Origin of the sequence: Methylophilus sp. UBA6697 (genome assembly GCF_002454655.1) — a bacterium.
GTDB lineage: Bacteria > Pseudomonadota > Gammaproteobacteria > Burkholderiales > Methylophilaceae > Methylophilus.
The window spans coordinates 17,470-37,115 of record NZ_DKJH01000042.1 but is presented as its reverse complement, the minus strand read 5'-3'; the positions used below and the strand labels follow the sequence as shown (position 1 = coordinate 37,115).

Genomic DNA, 19,646 nt, shown 5'->3' with positions numbered 1-19,646 from the left:
TCCTTTTTTAGTCTGCGTCGTTTATTCTTCTGCCGGTTTTTTAGTCCGCTTGCTGGTGGCCGCTTTGGTGGTGCTGGCTTTCTTAGTGGCGGTTTTCTTCACTGTGGTTTTTGTAGTCGCTGTTTTTGCCGCAGCCGTTTTCGGCGCTGCGGCTTTCTTCGCTGCTGGTTTTTTAGCAGCCGGTTTTTTGCTGGTTTTGCCCCCGTCTTTGGCGGCTTTTTCCACCAGCAACTCCAGGGCCTGTTCTACTGTGAGCTCTTCTGGTGTGACGCTCTTAGGCAGCGTGGCGCGGATACCGTTGTGTTGCACATAAGGGCCAAAGCGACCAGAAAACACCTCAATACGACCTTCACCTGACGGATGTTCGCCAAGGTCTGCCAGTGGCGTCGGTCCATTCGCCGCGGCCAGCAGTTTCACTGCACCTTCGAGGTCTATGCTAAACACGCTCTCGGTTTTGGGGATCGATTTAAACTTGCTATCGTGGTTCACATACGGCCCAAAGCGGCCAATATTGGCGACAATTTTTTTGCCGGTTTCCGGGTGTTGGCCCAGGTCACGCGGCAAACTCAACAACATATGCGCGGTGTCGATATTGACCTGGCTCAGCGGAATTTCTTTGGGGATGCTGACGCGTTTAGGTTTTTTCTTGTCGCCTTCTACCGGCTGACCCACTTGTAAATAAGGGCCATACGGGCCATTCATCAGGTAAATGTCTTTTTGCGTATCGACATCCTGCCCGATCACCACTGGCTCGCTGGCCATATTGGCTTCGCCATCCAGATTGCGTTTGTAATCGCACTTGGGTGTGGCGTTATAGCCAGTACAGCCAATAAAGCTACCGTAGCGGCTGAGCTGTTTCTGTAACTGACGGCCGCATTTCGGGCACATCTCATCGATCAGTTCGTTACCTGGGCGCTCCACATCGGCTTTGACCTGAATCTGCTGGTTAAAGCCCTGCCAGAACTTGTCCATGACAGGCACCCAGTCCAGGTTGCCTTCGGCAATTTCGTCCAGCTCATTTTCCAGCTTGGCGGTAAAGTCGTAATCGACATACTGGGTGAAATGCTCGGTGAGGAACTTATTGACCACGCGGCCGACATCTGTCGGCGTAAAACGTTTTTTATCCAGCACCACATATTCGCGGTCTTGCAGCGTTGAGATAATGCTGGCGTAAGTCGAAGGGCGGCCAATGCCATACTCTTCGAGTGCTTTGACCAGGCTGGCTTCTGAATAGCGCGGTGGCGGCTCGGTAAAATGTTGTTCGCCGAAAATTCTCTCAACAGTCAACACCTCGCCAGTTTCAAGATGCGGCAACTTGGCTTCGGCGTCTTCGTCTTCTTTGTCGTCGTCCTTGCCTTCCATATAGACGGCAATAAAGCCAGGGAATACCAGGGTCTGACCGGTGGCACGGAACAGGTTGGCGTCTGTGCCGACAGCCAGGTCCACACTCACAGCATCATATTTGGCCTGTGTCATTTGGCAGGCCAGAGTACGCTTCCAGATCATTTCATACAGCTTGAACTGCTCGTCGTTCAAGTACTGACGCACGCTGGCAGGCGTCCGTGTAATATCGGTCGGGCGAATCGCCTCGTGCGCCTCTTGCGCATTCTTGGCTTTGGTTTTGTACATGATAGGCGACTTGGGCAGGTAGTCTGCGTCAAAGTGCTTTTTCACGTAATCGCGGATCTGCATCACGGCTTCGGCTGCCAGGCTGAATGAGTCAGTACGCATATAGGTAATCAAACCGACCGTGCCGCTACCAACGTCCATGCCTTCGTATAATTGCTGCGCGACGCGCATGGCCCGGCTGGTGGTAAAACCCAGCTTGCGCACGGCTTCCTGTTGCAGGGTAGACGTGGTGAATGGTGCGGCCGGGCTGCGGCTGCGTTGTTTTTTCTCCACCCGCGTGACTGTGGTTTTGCCAGCCGAGGCCAGCAATAACTTGCCCACAATATCCGCTTGCTGATCATGGTTGGTGACAGTGAATTGTTCTACTTTCTGGCCATTGAGTTGCACCAGTCTGGCATCAAAGCCATGGGCATGCTTGAGCGCGCCCATATGGATGCTCCAGTATTCCTGGCTGGTGAAGGCTTCAATTTCCAGCTCACGTTCCACAATCAGGCGCAACGCCGGGCTTTGTACACGGCCCGCTGACAAACCACGACGGATTTTCTTCCACAGCAACGGTGATAAATTAAAGCCGACCAGGTAGTCCAGCGCGCGCCGCGCTTGCTGCGCGTTGACCAGGTCCATGGAAATATCACGCGGATGGTCAATGGCGTGTTTCACCGCGGTTTGCGTAATTTCATTGAACTCTACGCGTTTCACCAGCTTGTTTTTGATCAGCTTTTTTTCTGCCAGAATTTCGGCGATATGCCACGAGATGGCTTCACCTTCGCGGTCCGGGTCGGTTGCCAGATAAATGCTGTCGGCATTTTTTACGGCTTTGGCAATGGCATCGACGTGTTTGCTGTTGCGGTCGATGATGTCATACTTCATGGCGAACTGCTGCGTCGGGTCCACGGCGCCATTTTTAGGGATCAGGTCGCGCACATGCCCGTAAGAAGCCAGGACCTCAAAATCACCGCCCAAATATTTTTTGAGGGTTTTGGCCTTGGAGGGAGATTCAACGATCAGCAGTTTTGACATTGAGCAGTCTGTGTAAGAGTTGGCTAGATAATAGCAAGCGTTTTAACTACTAGACAATATATCGGTGCGGAAAGTCATCAATTAAGGTCTTTCCGCATCAAAACGTTGTGTTATTCCTCAGTGGTGACCGTCATCGGGAATGGTTTGCGTGCAAACTCGATGCGTTTGTCATCCTGAGTGGCAATCGACAATGCCATGTCGTTGCTGGCAAATTTTTCGTGGTCAAACATTGGGTCTTCGTCTTCTTCCTTGGCCTGGCTCAGATGCTTGAAGTCATACAAGTCAAAGTCAGCCAGGTGTGAAGGCTCGACATTGCCAATCGCACGGAAGATGTTATTGATGCGCCCCGGTTGTTCGCGTTCCCAGTTATTGAGCATATCCTTGATTTTCTGGCGTTGCAGGTTTTCCTGGCTGCCACACAAATCACACGGAATAATCGGGAACTGCATGCCGCGCGCATAGCTGGCAATGTCTTTTTCGGCACAATAAGCCAATGGGCGGATCACCATAAACTCACCGCGGTTGGTGGCCAGTTTAGGCGGCATGGCCTTCATTTTGGCGCCGTAAAACATATTGAGGAACAAGGTTTGCACGATGTCGTCGCGGTGGTGGCCCAGGGCAATTTTATTGGCACCCAATTGCTGTGCGGTCGTATAAATAATGCCACGGCGCAGGCGTGAGCACAGGCTGCAGGTGGTTTTACCTTCGGGGATTTTTTCTTTCACAATCGAGTAAGTGTCCGCTTCTACAATACGGTACTCCACGCCCAGTTTTTCCAGGTAGGCGGGCAAGATGTCTGCCGGGAAGCCTGGTTGTTTCTGGTCCAGGTTCATCGCAATCAATTTGAAGTTGATCGGTGCGCGCTCCTGCAAGGCCAGCAAAATCATTAACATGGCGTGGCTATCCTTGCCGCCGCTCATGCACACCAGCACGGTGTCACCTTCTTCAATCATGTTGTAATCGCCAATAGCTTTCCCAGTCGCGCTAATCAACTGATTGCGCAGTTTGAGGAAGTTTTGGCTAACGTCGTCTGGATAATGTTTGGTCTTCATAGGCGCGCATTATAGCCGAAAGCAAGGTAAAGTCACGCTAAGTCTTTGATTATTCTGGTTGATTTTATTCGGATAAAGAAACATCTGCATCACAAGCTGTTCCTGCCGCGATCCAGCGCTTGAATAAACGGCTGGCCGATGCATTCATGTTTTCTGGCAGCCACCATAAAAAACGTGCCGGTTCACAGACCATGCCACATAAATAACGCTGGGTCTGGTCACTCCAAATCAGCGCCCGGCATGGTGCCTGATGTGGCCACAACAATGCCAGGCTGACCGGGCAAGGCTCGGCGGCACAACAGATGCCACAGCCGTTACACGCTTCACCCAAGGCGGGTTTGTGCGGCGCCTGCACGTGTATGGTGATGGTTTGTGACTGGGCTTTCTTGGCCACTATAAACTCAAATTGCGGCCGCCATCGACTGCCAGCACATGGCCGGTAATAAATGGTGCATCATAAATCAAGAATTTGACTGCTTTGGCAATGTCGGATGGTTCGCCTGTGCGTTTGAGCAAGGTTTGGTTGATGACTTGCTGGCGGTAGACCTCATCAAACTCCTGATTATCATCTGGCCACAACACCGGGCCTGGGGCAACAGCGTTTACCCTGACCTCGGGGCCGAGTTCCTGTGCCAGCGATTTGGTCAGGCTGACCAGCCCAGCCTTGGCCGCACTGTAAACAATATAGTGCTTTTTCGGGCGCTCAATATGCATGTCGGTAATATTGACGATGCAGCCCTGACTGGCGCGTAAAGCATCCGCTGCCGCCTGGCTTAAAAATAGCGGTGCTTTCAGGTTACTGCCCATCAGCTCTTCCCATTGTGCGGTATCTATCTGGCCGAGTTTGGTTGGGTAATAACTGGAAGCATTGTTGATCAGCGCATCAAGTCGGCCAAAGCGTTGCAAGGCAGAGGTGATCAGTTGCGATAATGCGGGCATATCGAGCAAATTTGCTTGTGCGATTACCACGCTGTCAGGCCGCGCCTGATTGAGCTCTGTTTGCAAGGTAAGCGCTTCGTCTGCACTGGTGTGGTAATGCAACAGAATATTGGCGCCTTGACGGTGTAGCTCGCGGGTGATGGCGGCGCCGACACGTTTGGCACCGCCGGTAATCAGCACGACTTTAGAAGCGGAAGGGGAATTCACGTTGGTCTCTTTATTCTGGACTGGTCACATTATAATGGCTGAATGACTGCTCAACCGAATTCTTCTCGATTACCGGCACTGGATGCCGCGGCGCAACAATACAGCGACACACTACTGGCATACATTCAGCAGCGGGTGCAGCAGCAAGGCGGCTGGATTTCATTTGCCGACTATATGCAGATGGCACTTTATACCTCCCACCTAGGCTATTACAGCGGCGATGCCAATAAGTTCGGGCTTGGTGGCGATTTTGTCACCGCACCGGAAATTTCGCCATTGTTTGCGCAGGCGCTTGCCAACCAGGTCGCGCCGGTGCTGCAGACGACTGCGGGCAATGTACTGGAACTAGGGGCTGGTACGGGTAAATTGGCGGCAGGCTTATTACTGCGGCTGGCAGAACTAGCGCAGCTGCCGCAGCATTATTTTATTCTTGAGGTAAGCGCTAACTTGCGACAGCGGCAGCAAGAATACCTGCAAAGTATATTGCCAGCAGCCTTATATTCTCGCCTGCAGTGGCTGGATGCGTTACCAGAGGCCTTGACCGGCGTTGTGGTTGGTAATGAGGTATTGGATGCCATTCCTGTGCATGTGGTTGAATGGCGAGCCGGGCAGTGGCGGGAGCGTGGTATTGGGTTTGATCAGCAATTAGTGTGGCAAACACAACTGCTGCAAGACCTGTCACTGGTGGCGGCAATTGATACGCGCCACTTACCTGACGGGTATATCACCGAAGTGTGCCCGGCCGCGCAAGGTTTGATTGCCAGTCTTGCCACCATGTTGGTGCGTGGCCTGGTATTGATGCCTGACTACGGGTTTGCTGCAAGTGAGTACTACCATCCGCAACGTGCGCAGGGGACATTGATGTGTCATTACCAACATTACGCGCATGATGATCCATTGATCTATCCCGGCCTGCAGGATATCACTGCCCATGTTGATTTTACTGCGATGGCGGAAGCCGCGGTGGCGCATGGACTGGATTGTGCGGGATATACCAATCAGGCGCAGTTCTTAATCAACTGCGGTATTTTGCAGTTGCTGCAACAGGTGCCACCAGAAGAAAGTGCGCGCTATTTGCCTATGGTGGCGGCAGTGCAAAAGTTGCTATCGCCGGCGGAGATGGGGGAGTTGTTTAAAGTCTTGGCGCTGAGTAAAGGACTGGCATTGCCGTTGATGGGATTTTTGCAGGGGGATAAGCGGCATCAGTTGTAAGTGATTATGTTATTGGATTGAGGTAAGAAGGTAATTCTTCAGTTTGTGCTTTTAAGTGGCGTTTTGTTTCGCCTTTTCGGCGAGTTACTTTTCTTTGCTTGCCCCAAGCGCAGACTATTCTATGGTCGATCTGTTTCGCCTCTAGGCGACCTTCTTTCTTATGCTTGTCCATAAGAAAGAAGGCAAAGAACANNCGTGATGGCTGGGTGCCCTCTTCTTTGGTTACTTTCTGAGGGGCAAGCATCAGAAAGTGACTCGCCGGGAGGCGAAAAAGGTATTTCAAATTAATACGCTATGTACAGTAAATAAAAGCACTTAAAGTATAATGCGCCCCATGACCGAAATCGACCCAACCCCAGAATCTTCCGAAGCGCCTTACCAGCGCCGCATCCGTAGTTTTGTCTTACGTCAGGGGCGTTTGACTAAAGGCCAGGAGCGGGCCTTGCAGACGGCTTGGCCGACATTCGGTATTGAATATACCGATCAAGCACTGGATGTGAGTCAGGCGTTTGGCCGCACCGAGAGCAAAAAAATTCTCGAAATCGGTTTTGGGATGGGCGATGCTACGGCAAAGATTGCACAAACCTTGCCCGACTGTGATTTCCTGGCGGTAGAGGTGCATACGCCGGGCGTTGGCAGTTTGCTTAAGCTGATGCAAGAAGGTGATATCAGTAATATCCGTATTATTCAGCATGATGCTGTTGAGGTGCTACAGAATATGCTGGCGGATGCCTCACTTGATGGTGTGCATATTTTCTTCCCGGATCCGTGGCACAAGAAGCGTCACCATAAGCGCCGCTTGATTCAAGCAGAGTTTGTGCAGTTGTTATGCTCCAAGTTGAAAGCGGGCGCTTACATCCATGTGGCGACTGATTGGCATGAGTATGCCGAGTGGGTGTTGGAAGTGTTGCAAGGTGAAGCACAGCTGCAAAATACGGCCGCAGATTATGCTGAAAAACCGTCTTACCGCCCGTTGACCAAGTTCGAGAATCGCGGCCTGAAGTTAGGCCACGGTGTGTGGGATCTGGTGTTTAAACGCGTGTAATGCCTTGCATGCAAAATAAAAAAAGCAGACTGATGTCTGCTTTTTTTATCCAATGGCAGCTGGTTTGTCCTGCGCGTCGGTATCGTTGCCGAAAAACCATTCGCCTAGTACTTTTTCTGCCTCATCGACGCCTTGCTTCTTCAGGCTGGAGAAGAGTTGTACGGTGATTTTTTCGCCCCAGCCTTCTTGCAATTCTTTGCGCACTTTGCCGATCAGGATGCTGGATTCGCTGCGTGATAATTTGTCACTCTTGGTCAGCAGGACATGCACCGGTTTGCCGGAAGGGCAAAACCAGTCCAGCATTTGCCTGTCTAGCGGTGTAAGCGGATGGCGGCTATCCATCACCAATACCAATCCGGCCAGGCTTTGGCGTTCGCTGAGGTAGCGTGACAATACATTTTGCCAATGCATGCGCATGGCCTCTGGCACTTTGGCATAACCGTAGCCTGGCAAGTCGACCAGATGTTTGTCGTCGCCCAGCGTGAAAAAGTTAATCAGTTGTGTGCGGCCTGGCTGCTTACTGACAAAGGCCAGCCGGTTATGGTTGGCCAGGGTGTTTAATGCGCTGGATTTACCCGCATTGGAGCGTCCGGCAAAAGCCACTTCGATGCCACTGGCAGGCGGAAGGTCACGCAGATGATGTGCCGACAGGTGAAAGCGGGCGTTTTGAAAAACTGGCATGATGGAGTTGAGTTGCCTCAAGGTTTTATGGACTATTCAGCTGTGCATGCTATCACGAACAAGGTTTGTTTGATAAAATGGCGCAGAATAAAAATGTTGGGGCATAGAATGATGTTAAAGAGTTTTAAAGCAGGATTGTTTGTGCTGTTAGCCATGGGCGTGCAGCCAGTATTTGCTGAGGAAGCTGCTTCAGCAGAAGCCGCGCCAGTGGTGAATGGGCCAGAAAAAATTGTGCAAAACGTGTGTGCGGCCTGTCATGGTGCCGACGGTAACAGCGTGATTACCACCAATCCGAAATTGGCGGGCCAGCATCCAGAATATTTGCTCAAGCAGTTGAGCAACTTTAAAGATGGCACGCGTGCTAACCCGGTGATGGCCGGTATGGCAGGGGCGTTGAGCCAGGAAGACATGGAAGGCCTGGCGAAATATTTCTCCAGCCAAAGCATTAAACTGGCTAAATCAAAAAGCAATGGCAAGGGTTCTTTAGGCGAGAAAATCTACCGCGGTGGTATTGCGGCGACCCAAGTGCCTGCCTGTGCGGCCTGTCATGGTGCGACGGGTGCTGGTTTGCCAAAACAGTTTCCACGCTTGGCAGGGCAACACACAGACTACACCTTGCAACAGCTGAGAACTTTCCGTACCGGTGAGCGCGCGAATGCGCCAATGATGATGACCATCGCGGCAAAAATGAGTGATGCCGAGATGCAAGCAGTGGCAGATTACATTCAAGGTCTGCGCTAGTCGTTGCTGATTGAAAAAAGGTGGCTGCGGCCACCTTTTTTACTGTAGGGCTATTTTTACTGTAGGGCTAGGCAACCTTTTACGGTGGATGTCGTCCACAACTGCGCGTCTTGCGTTGTATGGCGACCATCTCGTGCGCAACCTTAACTAGTCAATTTTAAAGAGATCGTTTTGAAAGCTCCCATTTCCTTATCGCAGCGTGTGTATGAGCTATTAAGCTCAATGCGCTTTGCTGTGAGCCTGTTGACGCTGTTGGGTGTGGCCTCGATTATTGGTACCGTGCTCAAGCAAAACGAGCCTTATACCAATTACATCGTCAAATTTGGCCAGTTCTGGTTTGAATTGTTTGAAATGCTGGGTTTGCTGGATGTCTATCATGCGGCCTGGTTTTTACTCATTCTACTATTTCTAGTGGTATCGACCACCTTGTGTGTCATCCGTAATGCACCACTGATGGTCAAAGAGTGGCAAGTATATAAAGAGCACGCCACTGAAAAATCGCTGCGTTTGTTTGGTCATCAGGCCAGTTTGGCGACAACGCAGCCAGCTGCGGCATTACAAACGCAATTAAGTGAGTTTTTAAGCATAGAGCGTTATCGCTTTAAAACACGCCAGCAAGATAATGGCGATATATTGATCGCCGCGAAGCTGGGTACACACCAGCGCCTGGGCTATATTTTTACCCATGCGGCGATTGTCGTCATTTGTTTTGGCGGTTTGCTGGATGGTAATTTGCCATTCAAGGTACAGGAGCTGCTCGGCTGGAAGAAAATCGAAACGCGTGATATCTCTTCGCGCAAAGTGCCGGCAGAAAGCCGTTTGGGCGTCAATAACCTGTCATTCCGGGCCAATATGACGCTGCCGGAAGGCGAGCATGACAATGTGGCGTTTGTGCGTGTGCGTGACGGCTATCTGGTGCAAGATCTGCCATTCACTGTGGCGCTGAAAGATTTCCGCATTGAGCATTATGCGACCGGCATGCCGAAGTCGTTTGAGAGCGATATCGTCATCACCGATCCTGAGTTGAGCAAACCTATCGAAACCACGATACGCGTCAATCACCCTTATACTTATAAAGGCATCGCCATTTATCAGTCTGACTTCCAGGATGGTGGCTCGGAACTCAAATTCAAATTATGGGATTTGGCCGCCAGCAATCAGGACGGCTTTGATGTCGATGGCGTCGTGTCGCAAAAGGGATCGTTGGGCGACGGCGCACAAAAAATGACGGTGGAGTTTAACGAGTTCCGCCAGTTTAATATTTTGAACTTGTCTGCCGATGGTAAAGGCAAGCCACATAATGTTGGCCCTAATACCACCTTGAAGCTGCGTAATGCCAGTGGCCAGGCACGCGAGTACATGAGTTATATGCAGCCATTGCAATTGGATGGCCGGGCTTATTTTGTCTCAGGTATGCGTGAGACGGTACAGGATGAATTCAAGTACCTGCGCATTCCGGCGGATGCTGAATTGGAAATCAACGGCTTTATGCACTTGCGCCAGACGCTGCGTAACGAGCAGGCGATACGTGAGATTGCTAGCCAGGTAGCTAAACAGATGCCGGGTGACAATGCCGCATTAAAGGCGCAGTTTGAGCAAAGCCTGCAACATTTGCTGGTGACGTTCAAGCAAGGCGGGTACAGTGGGTTGTCGCGTATTATTGAGAGCGCAGTGCCGAAAGACCAGCGCGAGCAGGCAGCACAAACGTATTTGAAGCTACTCAACCGGGCTGCATTGCAAGGCTATCAAATGAGTCGTGCCCAGCGCCAGTTGCCACCGGCACCTGAAACCCAGGAGACGGTGATGTTTATCCAGGATAGCTTGAATGCCATGAATGACTTGTTCTTTTATGGCACGCCCTATTATTTCCAGCTCAAGAATTACACACTTAAACAGGCCAGCGGTTTTCAGTTAACGCGCTCTCCTGGTCAAAACTGGGTGTATTTTGGTTCGGTGATGCTGGTGTTGGGTATTTTTTCCATGTTCTATATTAAGGAACGTCGTCTATGGTTATTGATCAAACCTGCACGGCAAGAGGTATTGCTGGCAATGTCGTCTAACCGTAAAAATATGGATCTGGACCAGGATTTTGCACGTGTGCAACAGCAATTGACTGCGCTGCTGCTAGCGGCTGCCTGACGGAATGAAGAGGGGAATGCGATGAGTACATCATTATTAGTAAAGCCAACATCGTTTTGGCAATCATTAAGTAAGTTCGATTGGGTTTACGCCGTGCTGCTGCTGGCGGGTGGCATTTTCTCTTACCAGCGTTATGCCGGCTTTATGGATGTGTATGAAGTCAGTTTTTTGTTTGGTGCGGTGGCCTTGTTCAGTTACCTGGGCTGGCGCTGGTCGGCAATTGCGCGGCTGGTACTGGGGATTGCGGTATTGAGTCTAGTCGGGGTCTATAGCTATCAGGGCGACCTGGCGAATGGGAGTCAGCAATTCCTGCTTAAATTCTTGCTCGCCAGCCAGTCTGCTGTCATGTGGATGAACGTGTTATTTGTGCTGGCCATGCTGACCTATTGGCTGGCATTGTTCCAGAAGTCGGCGTTTACGGCAAAAGTTGCCTCCGCACTTACCTGGGCAGCGACCTTGTTTGGCTTTGTTGGCCTGATGGTGCGCTGGTATGAGTCTTACCTGATTGCGCCGGATGTCGGCCATATCCCGATCAGTAATTTGTATGAAGTATTTATCCTGTTTTGCCTGATCACCTCTTTGCTGTATTTGCATTACGAAAAACTGTTCAATACGCGCCAGTTGGGCGGATTTGTGCTGGTGGTGATTAACGCTGCGGTGGGTTTTATCCTCTGGTATACCTTTGACCGCCATGCCAACGAGATTCAACCCTTGGTGCCTGCTTTGCAAAGTTACTGGATGAAGATACACGTGCCGGCTAACTTTATTGGTTACGGTGCATTCTCGCTAGCGGCCATGGTGGCCGGTGCTTATCTGCTGGTAAAGCATGGCGTGCTGGCCAGCCGCCTGCCGGCATTGCATGTGCTGGATGATTTGATGTACAAGGCGATTGCTGTTGGTTTCGCTTTCTTTACCATTGCCACCATTCTGGGCGCGATGTGGGCAGCTGAAGCCTGGGGTGGTTACTGGTCCTGGGATCCTAAAGAAACCTGGGCGCTGATTGTCTGGCTGAATTACGCCGCCTGGTTGCACCTGCGCTTAATGAAGGGCTTGCGTGGCACTGTGTTGGCCTGGTGGGCGCTGGTCGGTTTGCTGGTCACGACCTTTGCCTTCCTTGGTGTGAATATGTTCCTCAGCGGCCTGCATTCCTACGGCACGCTTTAACTGTTAAGTGCTGCTTTATCCGCGGGCAGATGCGTATGCATCTGCCCGTTTTCTTTTCTTTTTCCTGAATTCTCCCATTAGCCAATATTAACAATAATTAATTAATGTTAATATTGGCTGGTCGGCATCGAATGGATGCTGATGACGGCAAGGTAATACTTCTTACAATGATTCGGTATCAGGAGGATTCAAAATGAAAAAGCAATTAGGATTTAGCTTGATTGAATTGGCCATTGTGCTGGTGATTGCAGGGTTGTTACTCGCGGGCGTCATGCGAGGGCAGGAATTGATTGCCAATGCCAAGGTGAAAAGTCTGGCCAGTGATTTCAGAAACATACCCACTTACTTTTATGGATATCAGGACAGGTTCCGTACCTTGCCCGGTGATGATCATGCGGCAGATACCCATGTCACTGGTACGAATGCAAGTACCAATGGGCAGGTGCAGAACGGCTTGATTCAAGGCGGCTGGAATTCAAGCACCAACACGGATGAATCATTTTTGCTATGGCAGCACTTGAGACTGGCGGGATTGGCAACGGGTACTACTGATATTGCTAACACGACGCAATATCCGCCGCGCAATAGTGAGGGCGGCCAGTTGGGCGTTACCAGTGTTGCCGACTTGACGGCAGTCACTAGCGGCACCTTTAACACTGCGCACGCCATGTGTTCTGATGCCATTCTTGGGCGATATGCGCTACAGCTGGATACCATGATGGATGATGGCGTGGGTAATAGCGGCGTGATGCGCATCGTGGTGAATGGCACGCCAGGTACGGGCGTGGCCGCGCCGGCTGCCGGTACGGCTTATTTAGTCTGCATGAGTTTTTAGTGTAGAATACAACATAAATTTGTAACAAAAGGCCTGGATTTTCAGGCTTTTTGTTTTATGTCGGATACATTCAACGTTTGAGACACATTCTGTTTTAGAATGGTAGCCGTTTTACACCACCCACTTCCTATGGCAAACGCAATTGTAGAAATCCAAGACCTGTCTTTCGGGTATAAAGGCCGCTTGTTGCATAAAGGCATCAATATGACCTTTCCTAAAGGTAAGGTGGTTGCCATTATGGGCGGTAGCGGCAGTGGCAAGACCACTTTGCTGCGCCTGATCGGTGGTCAACTCAAGCCAACCAAAGGCCAGGTGCAGGTTGGCGGTGAGATTGTGCACCAACAAAATCGTGAAGGCATTTACCGCTTACGCCGCAAAATGGGCATGCTGTTTCAACACGGTGCCTTGTTCACGGATTTATCCGTGTTTGAAAATGTGGCTTTCCCAATGCGCGAGCATACCAATTTACCTGAAAGCATGATTCGTGATCTGGTGTTGCTCAAATTGAACGCGGTCGGTTTGCGTGGTGCACATGCCTTGATGCCAACTGAGCTTTCTGGCGGCATGGCACGGCGTGTTGCGCTGGCACGCGCGATTGCGCTTGATCCCAGTATTATTATGTATGACGAACCGTTTGCCGGTTTAGACCCGATTTCGATGGCGGTGATTTGTGATTTGATTCGCAGCCTGAATGATGCGTTGGGTGCTACTTCAATTATCGTGACGCACGATGTGGAAGAAACTTTCCAGTTTGCTGATTATGTTTATTTTGTGGCAGATGGTGTGGTCGCTGCTGAAGGCACGCCAGACGATTTGCGCAATTCCGAGTTACCGTTTGTGCACCAGTTTGTGCATGGTGAAAAAGATGGCCCGGTGCCATTCCATTATGCGGCGCCTGAATATCACGCCAGTTTGTTGAGAGGTGCGCGTTAATGGTATTGCATAAATTGAAGCGCCTGTTCAGTAAGCTGGGCGCAGGCTGTATCAATAAAATCTGGCGGCTGGGTGCTGGCGGCCGTTTGTTCTGGCTGACCCTGATTTCTTCCGGTGAAAGCTTTCGCCGTTTTAGATTGACTATCCGTGAAGTGTATTTCACCGGCGTATTGTCGCTGATTATTATCCTCGTTTCGGCCTTTTTTGTCGGCATGGTGCTGGCATTGCAGGGGTATCACACCTTGCAAAAGTATGGCTCTTCGGAAGCCATTGGTGTACTGGTCGCCTTGGCACTGGTGCGCGAGCTCGGTCCGGTAGTGACCGCGCTGTTGTTCGCTGGCCGTGCCGGCACCGCGATTACCGCAGAGATTGGTTTGATGAAGGCGACCGAGCAATTGTCTGCCATGGAAATGATGGCGGTGAGCCCGATTGCACGCGTGATTGCGCCACGCTTCTGGGCGGGTGTGATTGCCATGCCAGTGCTGGCAACTTTATTTTCCATGGTCGGTATTTTGGGTGGCTACCTGGTGGCTGTGCCATTAATCGGTGTCGATGCAGGCGCATTCTGGTCGCAAATGCAGGCCAACGTCGATTGGGAATTCGATATTTTGAATGGCGTATTCAAAAGTGTGGTGTTTGGGGTGGCATGTACCATGATTGCCTTGTTTGAAGGCTATGACGCACCGCCAACAGCGGAAGGTGTGAGCCGTGCAACGACCAGAACGGTCGTGACTTCATCACTGGCCGTGTTGGGGCTGGATTTTATCTTAACGTCGTTCATGATTGCTGTTTAGCAATTGGAACGCACGGTGACTCGCGGGGAATAAACAATGGAAAGAACAACAATTGATTTGTGGGTAGGCATTTTTGTCGCGCTCGGTTTTGCAGCGTTACTTGGCCTGGCAATGAAAGTAGGCAATCTGACGACCAGCAGTATCGGCCAGACTTATCTGGTGACGGCGAACTTTGAGAATATTGGTGGTCTCAAACCACGTGCACCCGTGAAAAGTGCTGGCGTAGTGGTTGGTCGCGTGAGTGAAATTGTGTTTGACCCTAAAACTTATGAAGCCGTCGTGAGTCTGAACATCGACACGCGCTACAACTTTCCTAAAGATACGTTTGCCAATATCTATACAGCCGGTTTGCTGGGTGAGCAATATATTGGTCTGGAAGCCGGTGGTGACGAGGTCAGTCTGAAGAACGGTGACAAAATTTCTCAAACACAGGATGCTGTGGTGTTGGAAAAACTGATTAGTCAGTTTCTTTACAGCAAGGCAACCGAAAGCGATGACAAACCGAGTACAACAGCATCTACATCAACCGAATCGACAGGTGATGCGTTAGATGCAAGTCCATTGGACAAAATTGGTAAGTAACTTAATCAATTGGTAAAGGGAACACAATGAAAAAGTGGTGGATGGCAGTTGCCATGTGGCTGGTAAGCGGTGTGGCAATGGCTGGCATAACGCCGGATCAATTGGTGAAAAAGACGGCGGATGATGTGATTGAAGTCATTAGAAATGACAAAGACATCCAGGCGGGTAACCAGCAAAAGATTTTTGCCTTGGCAGAAGAAAAAATCCTGCCTAACTTTGACTTTGAAAAAGTGTCTCGCCTGGTGCTGGGTAAAAACTGGACCAATGCCACCCCTGAGCAAAAAACCGCTTTCCAGGCAGAGTTCAAGACTTTGTTGTTGCGTACATACGCTACCGCTTTGTCCAAGTATAAAAATCAAACCATTGAGTACAAGCCTTTCCGTATGGAAGCCGGTGCTGACACTGCAACGGTGAAAACCGCGATCCAGCAATCTGGTGGCGATCCAATTAGTGTGGATTACAGCCTGGGTAAAAAAGCAGATGACTGGAAGGTATTTGATATCGTGATTGAAGGTGTGAGCCTGGTTACCAATTACCGTAGCCAGTTTGCACAGGAAATCCGCCAGAATGGTCTGGACAGTTTGACGAAAAAGCTGGCCGACAAAAACAAGGCGGCAAGCGGTAAGTAATTACCTAGATTGCATTCAGGCATCTTTGGAGAATTTTGTGGCTCAAATTACGCAACAGGAAAACACTTTGCAGTTCAGTGGTAACTTGCTGATTACGAATGTCAGCGAAACCCTGAATCATTTGCAAACGTTGCATCTTGAGTCACCATTAACCCTGGATTTTACAAAGGTGGATGAGGTCGATACGGTCGCCGTCAGCCTGATTCTGGAAATTCAGCGGCAGCTTAATCATCAGCATACCGAACCTGGGGCAATGTCAGTGATTGGGGTGCCGGAAAATCTGCGAAGTTTGATGCAACTTTACGGTGTCGACGGATTCTTGTTGAGTTAGTTGAAAATCCAGTCTAACAGCCCCAGCTCTGACGAGGTGGGGTTTCGTTTTTTGTGGGATAGCGAAAGGTCATACGTGGCTGCAGCCATAGAAATTTCAGGCATTACCAAGCGCTTTGGCGAGTTCGAAGCGCTACGAGGGGTCGATTTGCGTATTGAGCAAGGCGAGTTTTTTGCTTTGCTGGGCCCGAATGGCGCGGGCAAGTCGACCTTGATTAACCTGCTGGCGGGTTTGTTGCAGCCTACTAGTGGCAGTATCCGCATCATGGGCCATGATGTGCAAACTGACTATCAGCGTGCGCGTAGCGCCTTGGGTGTGGTGCCGCAAGAACTGGTGTTTGACCCGTTTTTTAATGTGCGCGAAATGTTGCGCTTCCAGGCCGGCTATTTTGGCCATGGCCCTGAAAATGACGCCTGGGTCGACGAAGTGATTGAAGGCCTTGGCCTGACGGATAAAGCACATACCAATATGCGTAAATTGTCTGGTGGCATGAAACGCCGGGCGTTGATCGCACAAGCTTTGGCACATAAGCCGCCAGTGATTGTGCTTGATGAGCCCACGGCCGGCGTGGATGTCGAGTTGCGGCAAATGCTGTGGGCGTTTATTCAAAAGCTCAATCAGCAAGGGCATACCATTATTTTGACCACGCATTATCTGGAAGAGGCCGAAGCCTTGTGTGAGCGCGTGGCCATGATGAAGCATGGCAAGATTGTCGCGCTGGATACCACGCGTGCATTGCTGAAGAGTCATGCCGCCAAACAGCTTTCTTTGCGCCTGACTGGCCCGTTGCCAACGCAACTGCAATCTTTGCTCAAGCAACAGAATGGGGATGAAGTGGTACTGGCATTATCCGAGTTGTCACAGGTTGAAATGGTCTTAAGCGTCTTGCGTGAAGCCAATGTGGCCATTCAGGATATGCAATTGCAGGAGGCGGATTTGGAAGACGTGTTCTTGAATCTGGTCGGGAACCAGAAAGGGGCCTTAGCATGAAATGGCTAAATCCTTTCTTCTGGCTGGATGACAAAGTCAGCCCGCGCTGGCGTGGTGTTTATACGCTGTTTAAAAAAGAGCTGTTACGCTTTTGGCGTGTGGCGTTCCAAACCGTCGCTTCGCCCATCCTGACCGCATTGTTATACCTGCTGATTTTTTCGCATGTGCTGGAGTCGCACGTCAAAGTCTACGACCAGGTGAGCTATACCGCTTTTCTGGTGCCAGGCCTGATGATGATGTCCTTGTTGCAAAATGCCTTTGCCAACAGTTCATCCAGCCTGATCCAGTCCAAGGTGATGGGTAATATTGTCTTTTTACTGCTGACGCCGATTAATACACTTGAATTCTTTGCTGCATTCCTGGCGGCGTCGATGATCCGTGGTTTGCTGGTTGGTTTGAGCATTTATCTGGTGGCCTTGTGCTTTGTCAGCGTGCCCACCGTGTATCCGGGCTGGATTATCGCGTTTGCCTTACTGGGTAGTGCCTTGCTTGGTACGTTTGGCATTATCGCCGGCATCTGGGCGGACAAGTTTGACCAGATGGCGGCTTTCCAGAACTTTGTCATTATGCCGCTGACCTTTTTGTCCGGCGTGTTTTACTCGATTCACTCCTTGCCGCCGTTCTGGCAAGCTGTGTCGCAATTGAATCCGTTTTTCTACATGATCGATGGCTTCCGTTACGGCTTCTTTGGTCATGGCGATGTCTCTCCCTGGCTCAGTCTCGCGGTTGTTGGCAGCTTCTTGCTGGCATTGGCGTGGCTATGCCTAAAGATGTTAAAATCCGGTTATAAATTACGCAGTTAGCGGATAAGTGCAGGAAACAGCTTCCTGCCTCGTCCCGCTGTATTTTGTTGAATAAGTGAGGTTTTGTGTTAACAGCAGCGCAACTTGAAGCATACATCCGCAGCGGACTGGAATGCGATTACCTGAAAGTGAATGGCGATGACGGCACCCATTTTGATGCGGTGATTGTCAGCCCGGCATTTGAAGGCAAGCGCATGGTCCAGCAGCATCAATTGGTCTACGCGGCATTGGGTGACCGCATGCGTGCCGAGATTCACGCGCTGTCTATGCAAACCTATACCCCGACGCAATGGCAGCAACAGCAAGCCTAGCGTTTTAATAAATATTTGGAGTCAGTCAACATGGATGCACAAGCACAAATTAAAGACACGGTAAGCAATAACAAAGTAGTGTTGTATATGAAAGGTAGCCCGAAATTCCCACAATGTGGCTTTTCCAGCGTGGCTGCGCAAATCTTGAGCGCCTGTGGCGCCGAGTATGTGGCGATTGACGTGTTGCAAGACATGGATATCCGCGAAGGGATCAAGCAATACGCTAACTGGCCAACGATTCCGCAGCTCTATGTTGATGGCGAATTTATTGGTGGTGCCGATATTATGCGCAGTATGTATCAAAGCGGTGAACTGCAAACCCTGTTGTCGAAAGCGTAATTTTGGACAAACTGATTATTGAAGGCGGCGTGCCGCTGCATGGCGAAGTGGTGATTTCTGGCGCCAAAAATGCCGCGTTGCCGATTTTATGTGCCGGGCTGCTGGCAGAAACCCCTTTTACCTTAACCGGTGTGCCTGAGTTGCGCGACGTCGCGTCGACACTCGAGTTGCTGGACACCATGGGTGTGAAAGTCAGCAAAGAAGGCGATCAGGTCACGCTGGATGCCAGCGACGTGGCTTCGTTTGAAGCGACCTATGAAATGGTGAAAACCATGCGCGCCTCCATTCTGGTACTGGGCCCGTTGCTGGCCCGTTTCGGCACGGCGCGTGTTTCTCTGCCAGGAGGCTGTGCGATCGGCTCGCGACCGGTAGATTTGCATATCAAGGGTTTGCAAGCCATGGGCGCAGCCATGCATATTACGCATGGTTATATCCAGGCCAGCACCTTGCACTTGCCAAACCGCCGTTTGCAAGGCGCCAAGTACTATATGGATATGGTCACTGTCACCGGCACCGAGAACCTGATGATGGCGGCTGCGCTGGCGCAAGGCACCACCGTATTGGAGAACGCAGCCAAGGAACCTGAGGTCGTTGACCTGGCAGAATGCCTGAATAAAATGGGTGCCAAGATTACTGGTGCGGGTACCGATACCATTACGATTGAGGGCGTGGAGCGCCTGACCGGTGCGCAGCACCATGTGGTGTGTGACCGTATTGAAGCAGGCACTTATATGGTGGCTGCTGCGATGACAGGTGGCGAAGTGACTTTGAGAAATGCCCGCGCTGATTTGCTGGAAGCAGTGATTGAAAAGCTGCGTGAAGCCGGGGCGAATATCAGTCATGACAGTCATAGCATCACGGTCAAAAGTACTGGCAAATTGAAAGCGGTCAATGTGCGTACGGCACCGCACCCGGCTTTCCCAACCGATATGCAGGCGCAGTTTATGGCCATGAATACAGTGGCAGAAGGCGTGTGTACGGTGATCGAAACCATTTTCGAAAACCGCTTTATGCATGTGCAGGAGTTGCAGCGCATGGGCGCCAATATTGATGTGCAGGGTAATACTGCCATGGTGCAAGGGGTTTCCGCGCTGGAAGGTGCCAATGTGATGGCGACTGATTTGCGTGCGTCTGCTGGACTGGTGTTAGCCGGTTTGGTGGCAGATGGCGAAACGGTGATTGACCGCATTTATCATCTGGACCGCGGTTACGAAAAGCTGGAAGAGAAACTGAATCAACTGGGCGCCAAAGTGCGCAGATCGAATTAATC

At 50.9% G+C, this 19,646-nt stretch carries 21 protein-coding genes; 16 read left to right on the top strand and 5 right to left on the bottom strand.

Translation table 11 applies throughout. The features are described 5' to 3' along the window. Positions 1–21 precede the first annotated feature (21 nt). The 4 genes from topA to B3355_RS11105 all read right to left on the bottom strand — a co-directional run bounded on the left by topA (position 22) and on the right by B3355_RS11105 (position 4,847). Complete coding sequence (gene topA, locus B3355_RS11120) at positions 22–2,649, bottom strand: type I DNA topoisomerase (RefSeq protein ID WP_292783814.1); 2,628 nt, start codon at positions 2,647–2,649, stop codon at positions 22–24. A 110-nt stretch (positions 2,650–2,759) separates the two neighbouring features. Further along, positions 2,760–3,701, bottom strand: a complete 942-nt coding sequence (gene ttcA / locus B3355_RS11115) for a tRNA 2-thiocytidine(32) synthetase TtcA (RefSeq protein WP_019881159.1) — start codon at positions 3,699–3,701, stop codon at positions 2,760–2,762. A gap of 64 nt (positions 3,702–3,765) precedes the next feature. Beyond that, positions 3,766–4,095, bottom strand: coding sequence for a hypothetical protein (locus B3355_RS11110; protein WP_292783809.1), 330 nt, complete (start codon positions 4,093–4,095; stop codon positions 3,766–3,768). Further along, a complete protein-coding gene (locus B3355_RS11105; RefSeq protein WP_292783806.1) occupies positions 4,095–4,847 on the bottom strand; it encodes a pteridine reductase in 753 nt (250 codons plus the stop codon). The genes B3355_RS11110 and B3355_RS11105 overlap by 1 nt, the downstream gene beginning before the upstream one ends. Before the next feature lie 42 nt (positions 4,848–4,889). Between B3355_RS11105 and B3355_RS11100 the strand changes: the two genes are divergently transcribed. Next, entirely contained in the window at positions 4,890–6,059 is a 1,170-nt protein-coding gene (locus B3355_RS11100; protein WP_292783803.1) for a class I SAM-dependent methyltransferase, read from the top strand. A 334-nt stretch (positions 6,060–6,393) separates the two neighbouring features. Then, positions 6,394–7,104, top strand: a complete 711-nt coding sequence (trmB, locus tag B3355_RS11095; RefSeq protein ID WP_292783800.1) for a tRNA (guanosine(46)-N7)-methyltransferase TrmB — start codon at positions 6,394–6,396, stop codon at positions 7,102–7,104. 45 nt (positions 7,105–7,149) lie between these two features. Here the strand turns inward: trmB and yihA are convergent, their stop codons facing one another. Further along, a complete protein-coding gene (gene yihA, locus B3355_RS11090) occupies positions 7,150–7,785 on the bottom strand; it encodes a ribosome biogenesis GTP-binding protein YihA/YsxC (RefSeq protein ID WP_292783797.1) in 636 nt (211 codons plus the stop codon). 108 nt (positions 7,786–7,893) lie between these two features. Here yihA and B3355_RS11085 point away from each other — a divergent pair, with 108 nt between their 5' ends. From B3355_RS11085 to murA, 14 genes are all read left to right on the top strand, one after another. Next, on the top strand, positions 7,894–8,526 hold the full coding sequence (locus B3355_RS11085; protein ID WP_019881165.1) for a c-type cytochrome: 633 nt from the start codon (positions 7,894–7,896) through the stop codon (positions 8,524–8,526). Positions 8,527–8,748: 222 nt separating this feature from the next. Further along, positions 8,749–10,665: a cytochrome c biogenesis protein ResB gene (locus B3355_RS11080; RefSeq protein ID WP_292784087.1), complete on the top strand. Its 1,917-nt coding sequence runs from the start codon at positions 8,749–8,751 to the stop codon at positions 10,663–10,665. 21 nt (positions 10,666–10,686) lie between these two features. Then, entirely contained in the window at positions 10,687–11,829 is a 1,143-nt protein-coding gene (gene ccsB / locus B3355_RS11075; protein WP_292783794.1) for a c-type cytochrome biogenesis protein CcsB, read from the top strand. Positions 11,830–12,022: 193 nt separating this feature from the next. Next, a complete protein-coding gene (locus B3355_RS11070) occupies positions 12,023–12,664 on the top strand; it encodes a type II secretion system protein (RefSeq protein WP_292783791.1) in 642 nt (213 codons plus the stop codon). A gap of 129 nt (positions 12,665–12,793) precedes the next feature. After that, positions 12,794–13,597, top strand: a complete 804-nt coding sequence (locus B3355_RS11065; protein WP_019881169.1) for an ABC transporter ATP-binding protein — start codon at positions 12,794–12,796, stop codon at positions 13,595–13,597. Further along, entirely contained in the window at positions 13,597–14,391 is a 795-nt protein-coding gene (gene mlaE, locus B3355_RS11060; RefSeq protein ID WP_019881170.1) for a lipid asymmetry maintenance ABC transporter permease subunit MlaE, read from the top strand. The genes B3355_RS11065 and mlaE overlap by 1 nt, the downstream gene beginning before the upstream one ends. 36 nt (positions 14,392–14,427) lie before the next feature. Beyond that, on the top strand, positions 14,428–14,973 hold the full coding sequence (gene mlaD / locus B3355_RS11055) for an outer membrane lipid asymmetry maintenance protein MlaD (protein ID WP_019881171.1): 546 nt from the start codon (positions 14,428–14,430) through the stop codon (positions 14,971–14,973). 26 nt (positions 14,974–14,999) lie between these two features. After that, entirely contained in the window at positions 15,000–15,602 is a 603-nt protein-coding gene (locus B3355_RS11050; RefSeq protein ID WP_019881172.1) for an MlaC/ttg2D family ABC transporter substrate-binding protein, read from the top strand. A 37-nt stretch (positions 15,603–15,639) separates the two neighbouring features. After that, the gene (locus tag B3355_RS11045) at positions 15,640–15,933 is read left to right on the top strand and encodes an STAS domain-containing protein (protein ID WP_232411244.1); all 294 of its coding nucleotides are present in this window, start codon (positions 15,640–15,642) and stop codon (positions 15,931–15,933) included. Between the two features lie 75 nt (positions 15,934–16,008). Further along, positions 16,009–16,923 (top strand): ABC transporter ATP-binding protein, encoded by a 915-nt coding sequence (locus B3355_RS11040; RefSeq protein ID WP_200884040.1) that lies wholly within the window; start codon positions 16,009–16,011, stop codon positions 16,921–16,923. Then, a complete protein-coding gene (locus tag B3355_RS11035; protein WP_019881175.1) occupies positions 16,920–17,726 on the top strand; it encodes an ABC transporter permease in 807 nt (268 codons plus the stop codon). Before B3355_RS11040 ends, B3355_RS11035 begins: the two co-directional genes overlap by 4 nt. A 65-nt stretch (positions 17,727–17,791) precedes the next feature. Beyond that, a complete protein-coding gene (locus tag B3355_RS11030; protein ID WP_024930457.1) occupies positions 17,792–18,037 on the top strand; it encodes a BolA family protein in 246 nt (81 codons plus the stop codon). Between the two features lie 30 nt (positions 18,038–18,067). Then, a complete protein-coding gene (gene grxD, locus B3355_RS11025) occupies positions 18,068–18,376 on the top strand; it encodes a Grx4 family monothiol glutaredoxin (protein WP_019881180.1) in 309 nt (102 codons plus the stop codon). 2 nt (positions 18,377–18,378) lie between these two features. Next, entirely contained in the window at positions 18,379–19,644 is a 1,266-nt protein-coding gene (gene murA / locus B3355_RS11020) for a UDP-N-acetylglucosamine 1-carboxyvinyltransferase (RefSeq protein ID WP_292783775.1), read from the top strand. The last annotated feature ends 2 nt before the right edge of the window (positions 19,645–19,646 follow it).

What these genes read in the sequence shown, in the direction of transcription:
- topA (WP_292783814.1), bottom strand. Translation starts at nt 2,649, where the DNA reads ATGTCAAAACTGCTGATCGTTGAATCTCCCTCCAAGGCCAAAACCCTC.
- ttcA (WP_019881159.1), bottom strand. Translation starts at nt 3,701, where the DNA reads ATGAAGACCAAACATTATCCAGACGACGTTAGCCAAAACTTCCTCAAA.
- B3355_RS11100 (WP_292783803.1), top strand. Translation starts at nt 4,890, where the DNA reads ATGACTGCTCAACCGAATTCTTCTCGATTACCGGCACTGGATGCCGCG.
- trmB (WP_292783800.1), top strand. Translation starts at nt 6,394, where the DNA reads ATGACCGAAATCGACCCAACCCCAGAATCTTCCGAAGCGCCTTACCAG.
- yihA (WP_292783797.1), bottom strand. Translation starts at nt 7,785, where the DNA reads ATGCCAGTTTTTCAAAACGCCCGCTTTCACCTGTCGGCACATCATCTG.
- B3355_RS11085 (WP_019881165.1), top strand. Translation starts at nt 7,894, where the DNA reads ATGATGTTAAAGAGTTTTAAAGCAGGATTGTTTGTGCTGTTAGCCATG.
- B3355_RS11080 (WP_292784087.1), top strand. Translation starts at nt 8,749, where the DNA reads ATGCGCTTTGCTGTGAGCCTGTTGACGCTGTTGGGTGTGGCCTCGATT.
- ccsB (WP_292783794.1), top strand. Translation starts at nt 10,687, where the DNA reads ATGAGTACATCATTATTAGTAAAGCCAACATCGTTTTGGCAATCATTA.
- B3355_RS11070 (WP_292783791.1), top strand. Translation starts at nt 12,023, where the DNA reads ATGAAAAAGCAATTAGGATTTAGCTTGATTGAATTGGCCATTGTGCTG.
- B3355_RS11065 (WP_019881169.1), top strand. Translation starts at nt 12,794, where the DNA reads ATGGCAAACGCAATTGTAGAAATCCAAGACCTGTCTTTCGGGTATAAA.
- mlaE (WP_019881170.1), top strand. Translation starts at nt 13,597, where the DNA reads ATGGTATTGCATAAATTGAAGCGCCTGTTCAGTAAGCTGGGCGCAGGC.
- mlaD (WP_019881171.1), top strand. Translation starts at nt 14,428, where the DNA reads ATGGAAAGAACAACAATTGATTTGTGGGTAGGCATTTTTGTCGCGCTC.
- B3355_RS11050 (WP_019881172.1), top strand. Translation starts at nt 15,000, where the DNA reads ATGAAAAAGTGGTGGATGGCAGTTGCCATGTGGCTGGTAAGCGGTGTG.
- B3355_RS11035 (WP_019881175.1), top strand. Translation starts at nt 16,920, where the DNA reads ATGAAATGGCTAAATCCTTTCTTCTGGCTGGATGACAAAGTCAGCCCG.
- grxD (WP_019881180.1), top strand. Translation starts at nt 18,068, where the DNA reads ATGGATGCACAAGCACAAATTAAAGACACGGTAAGCAATAACAAAGTA.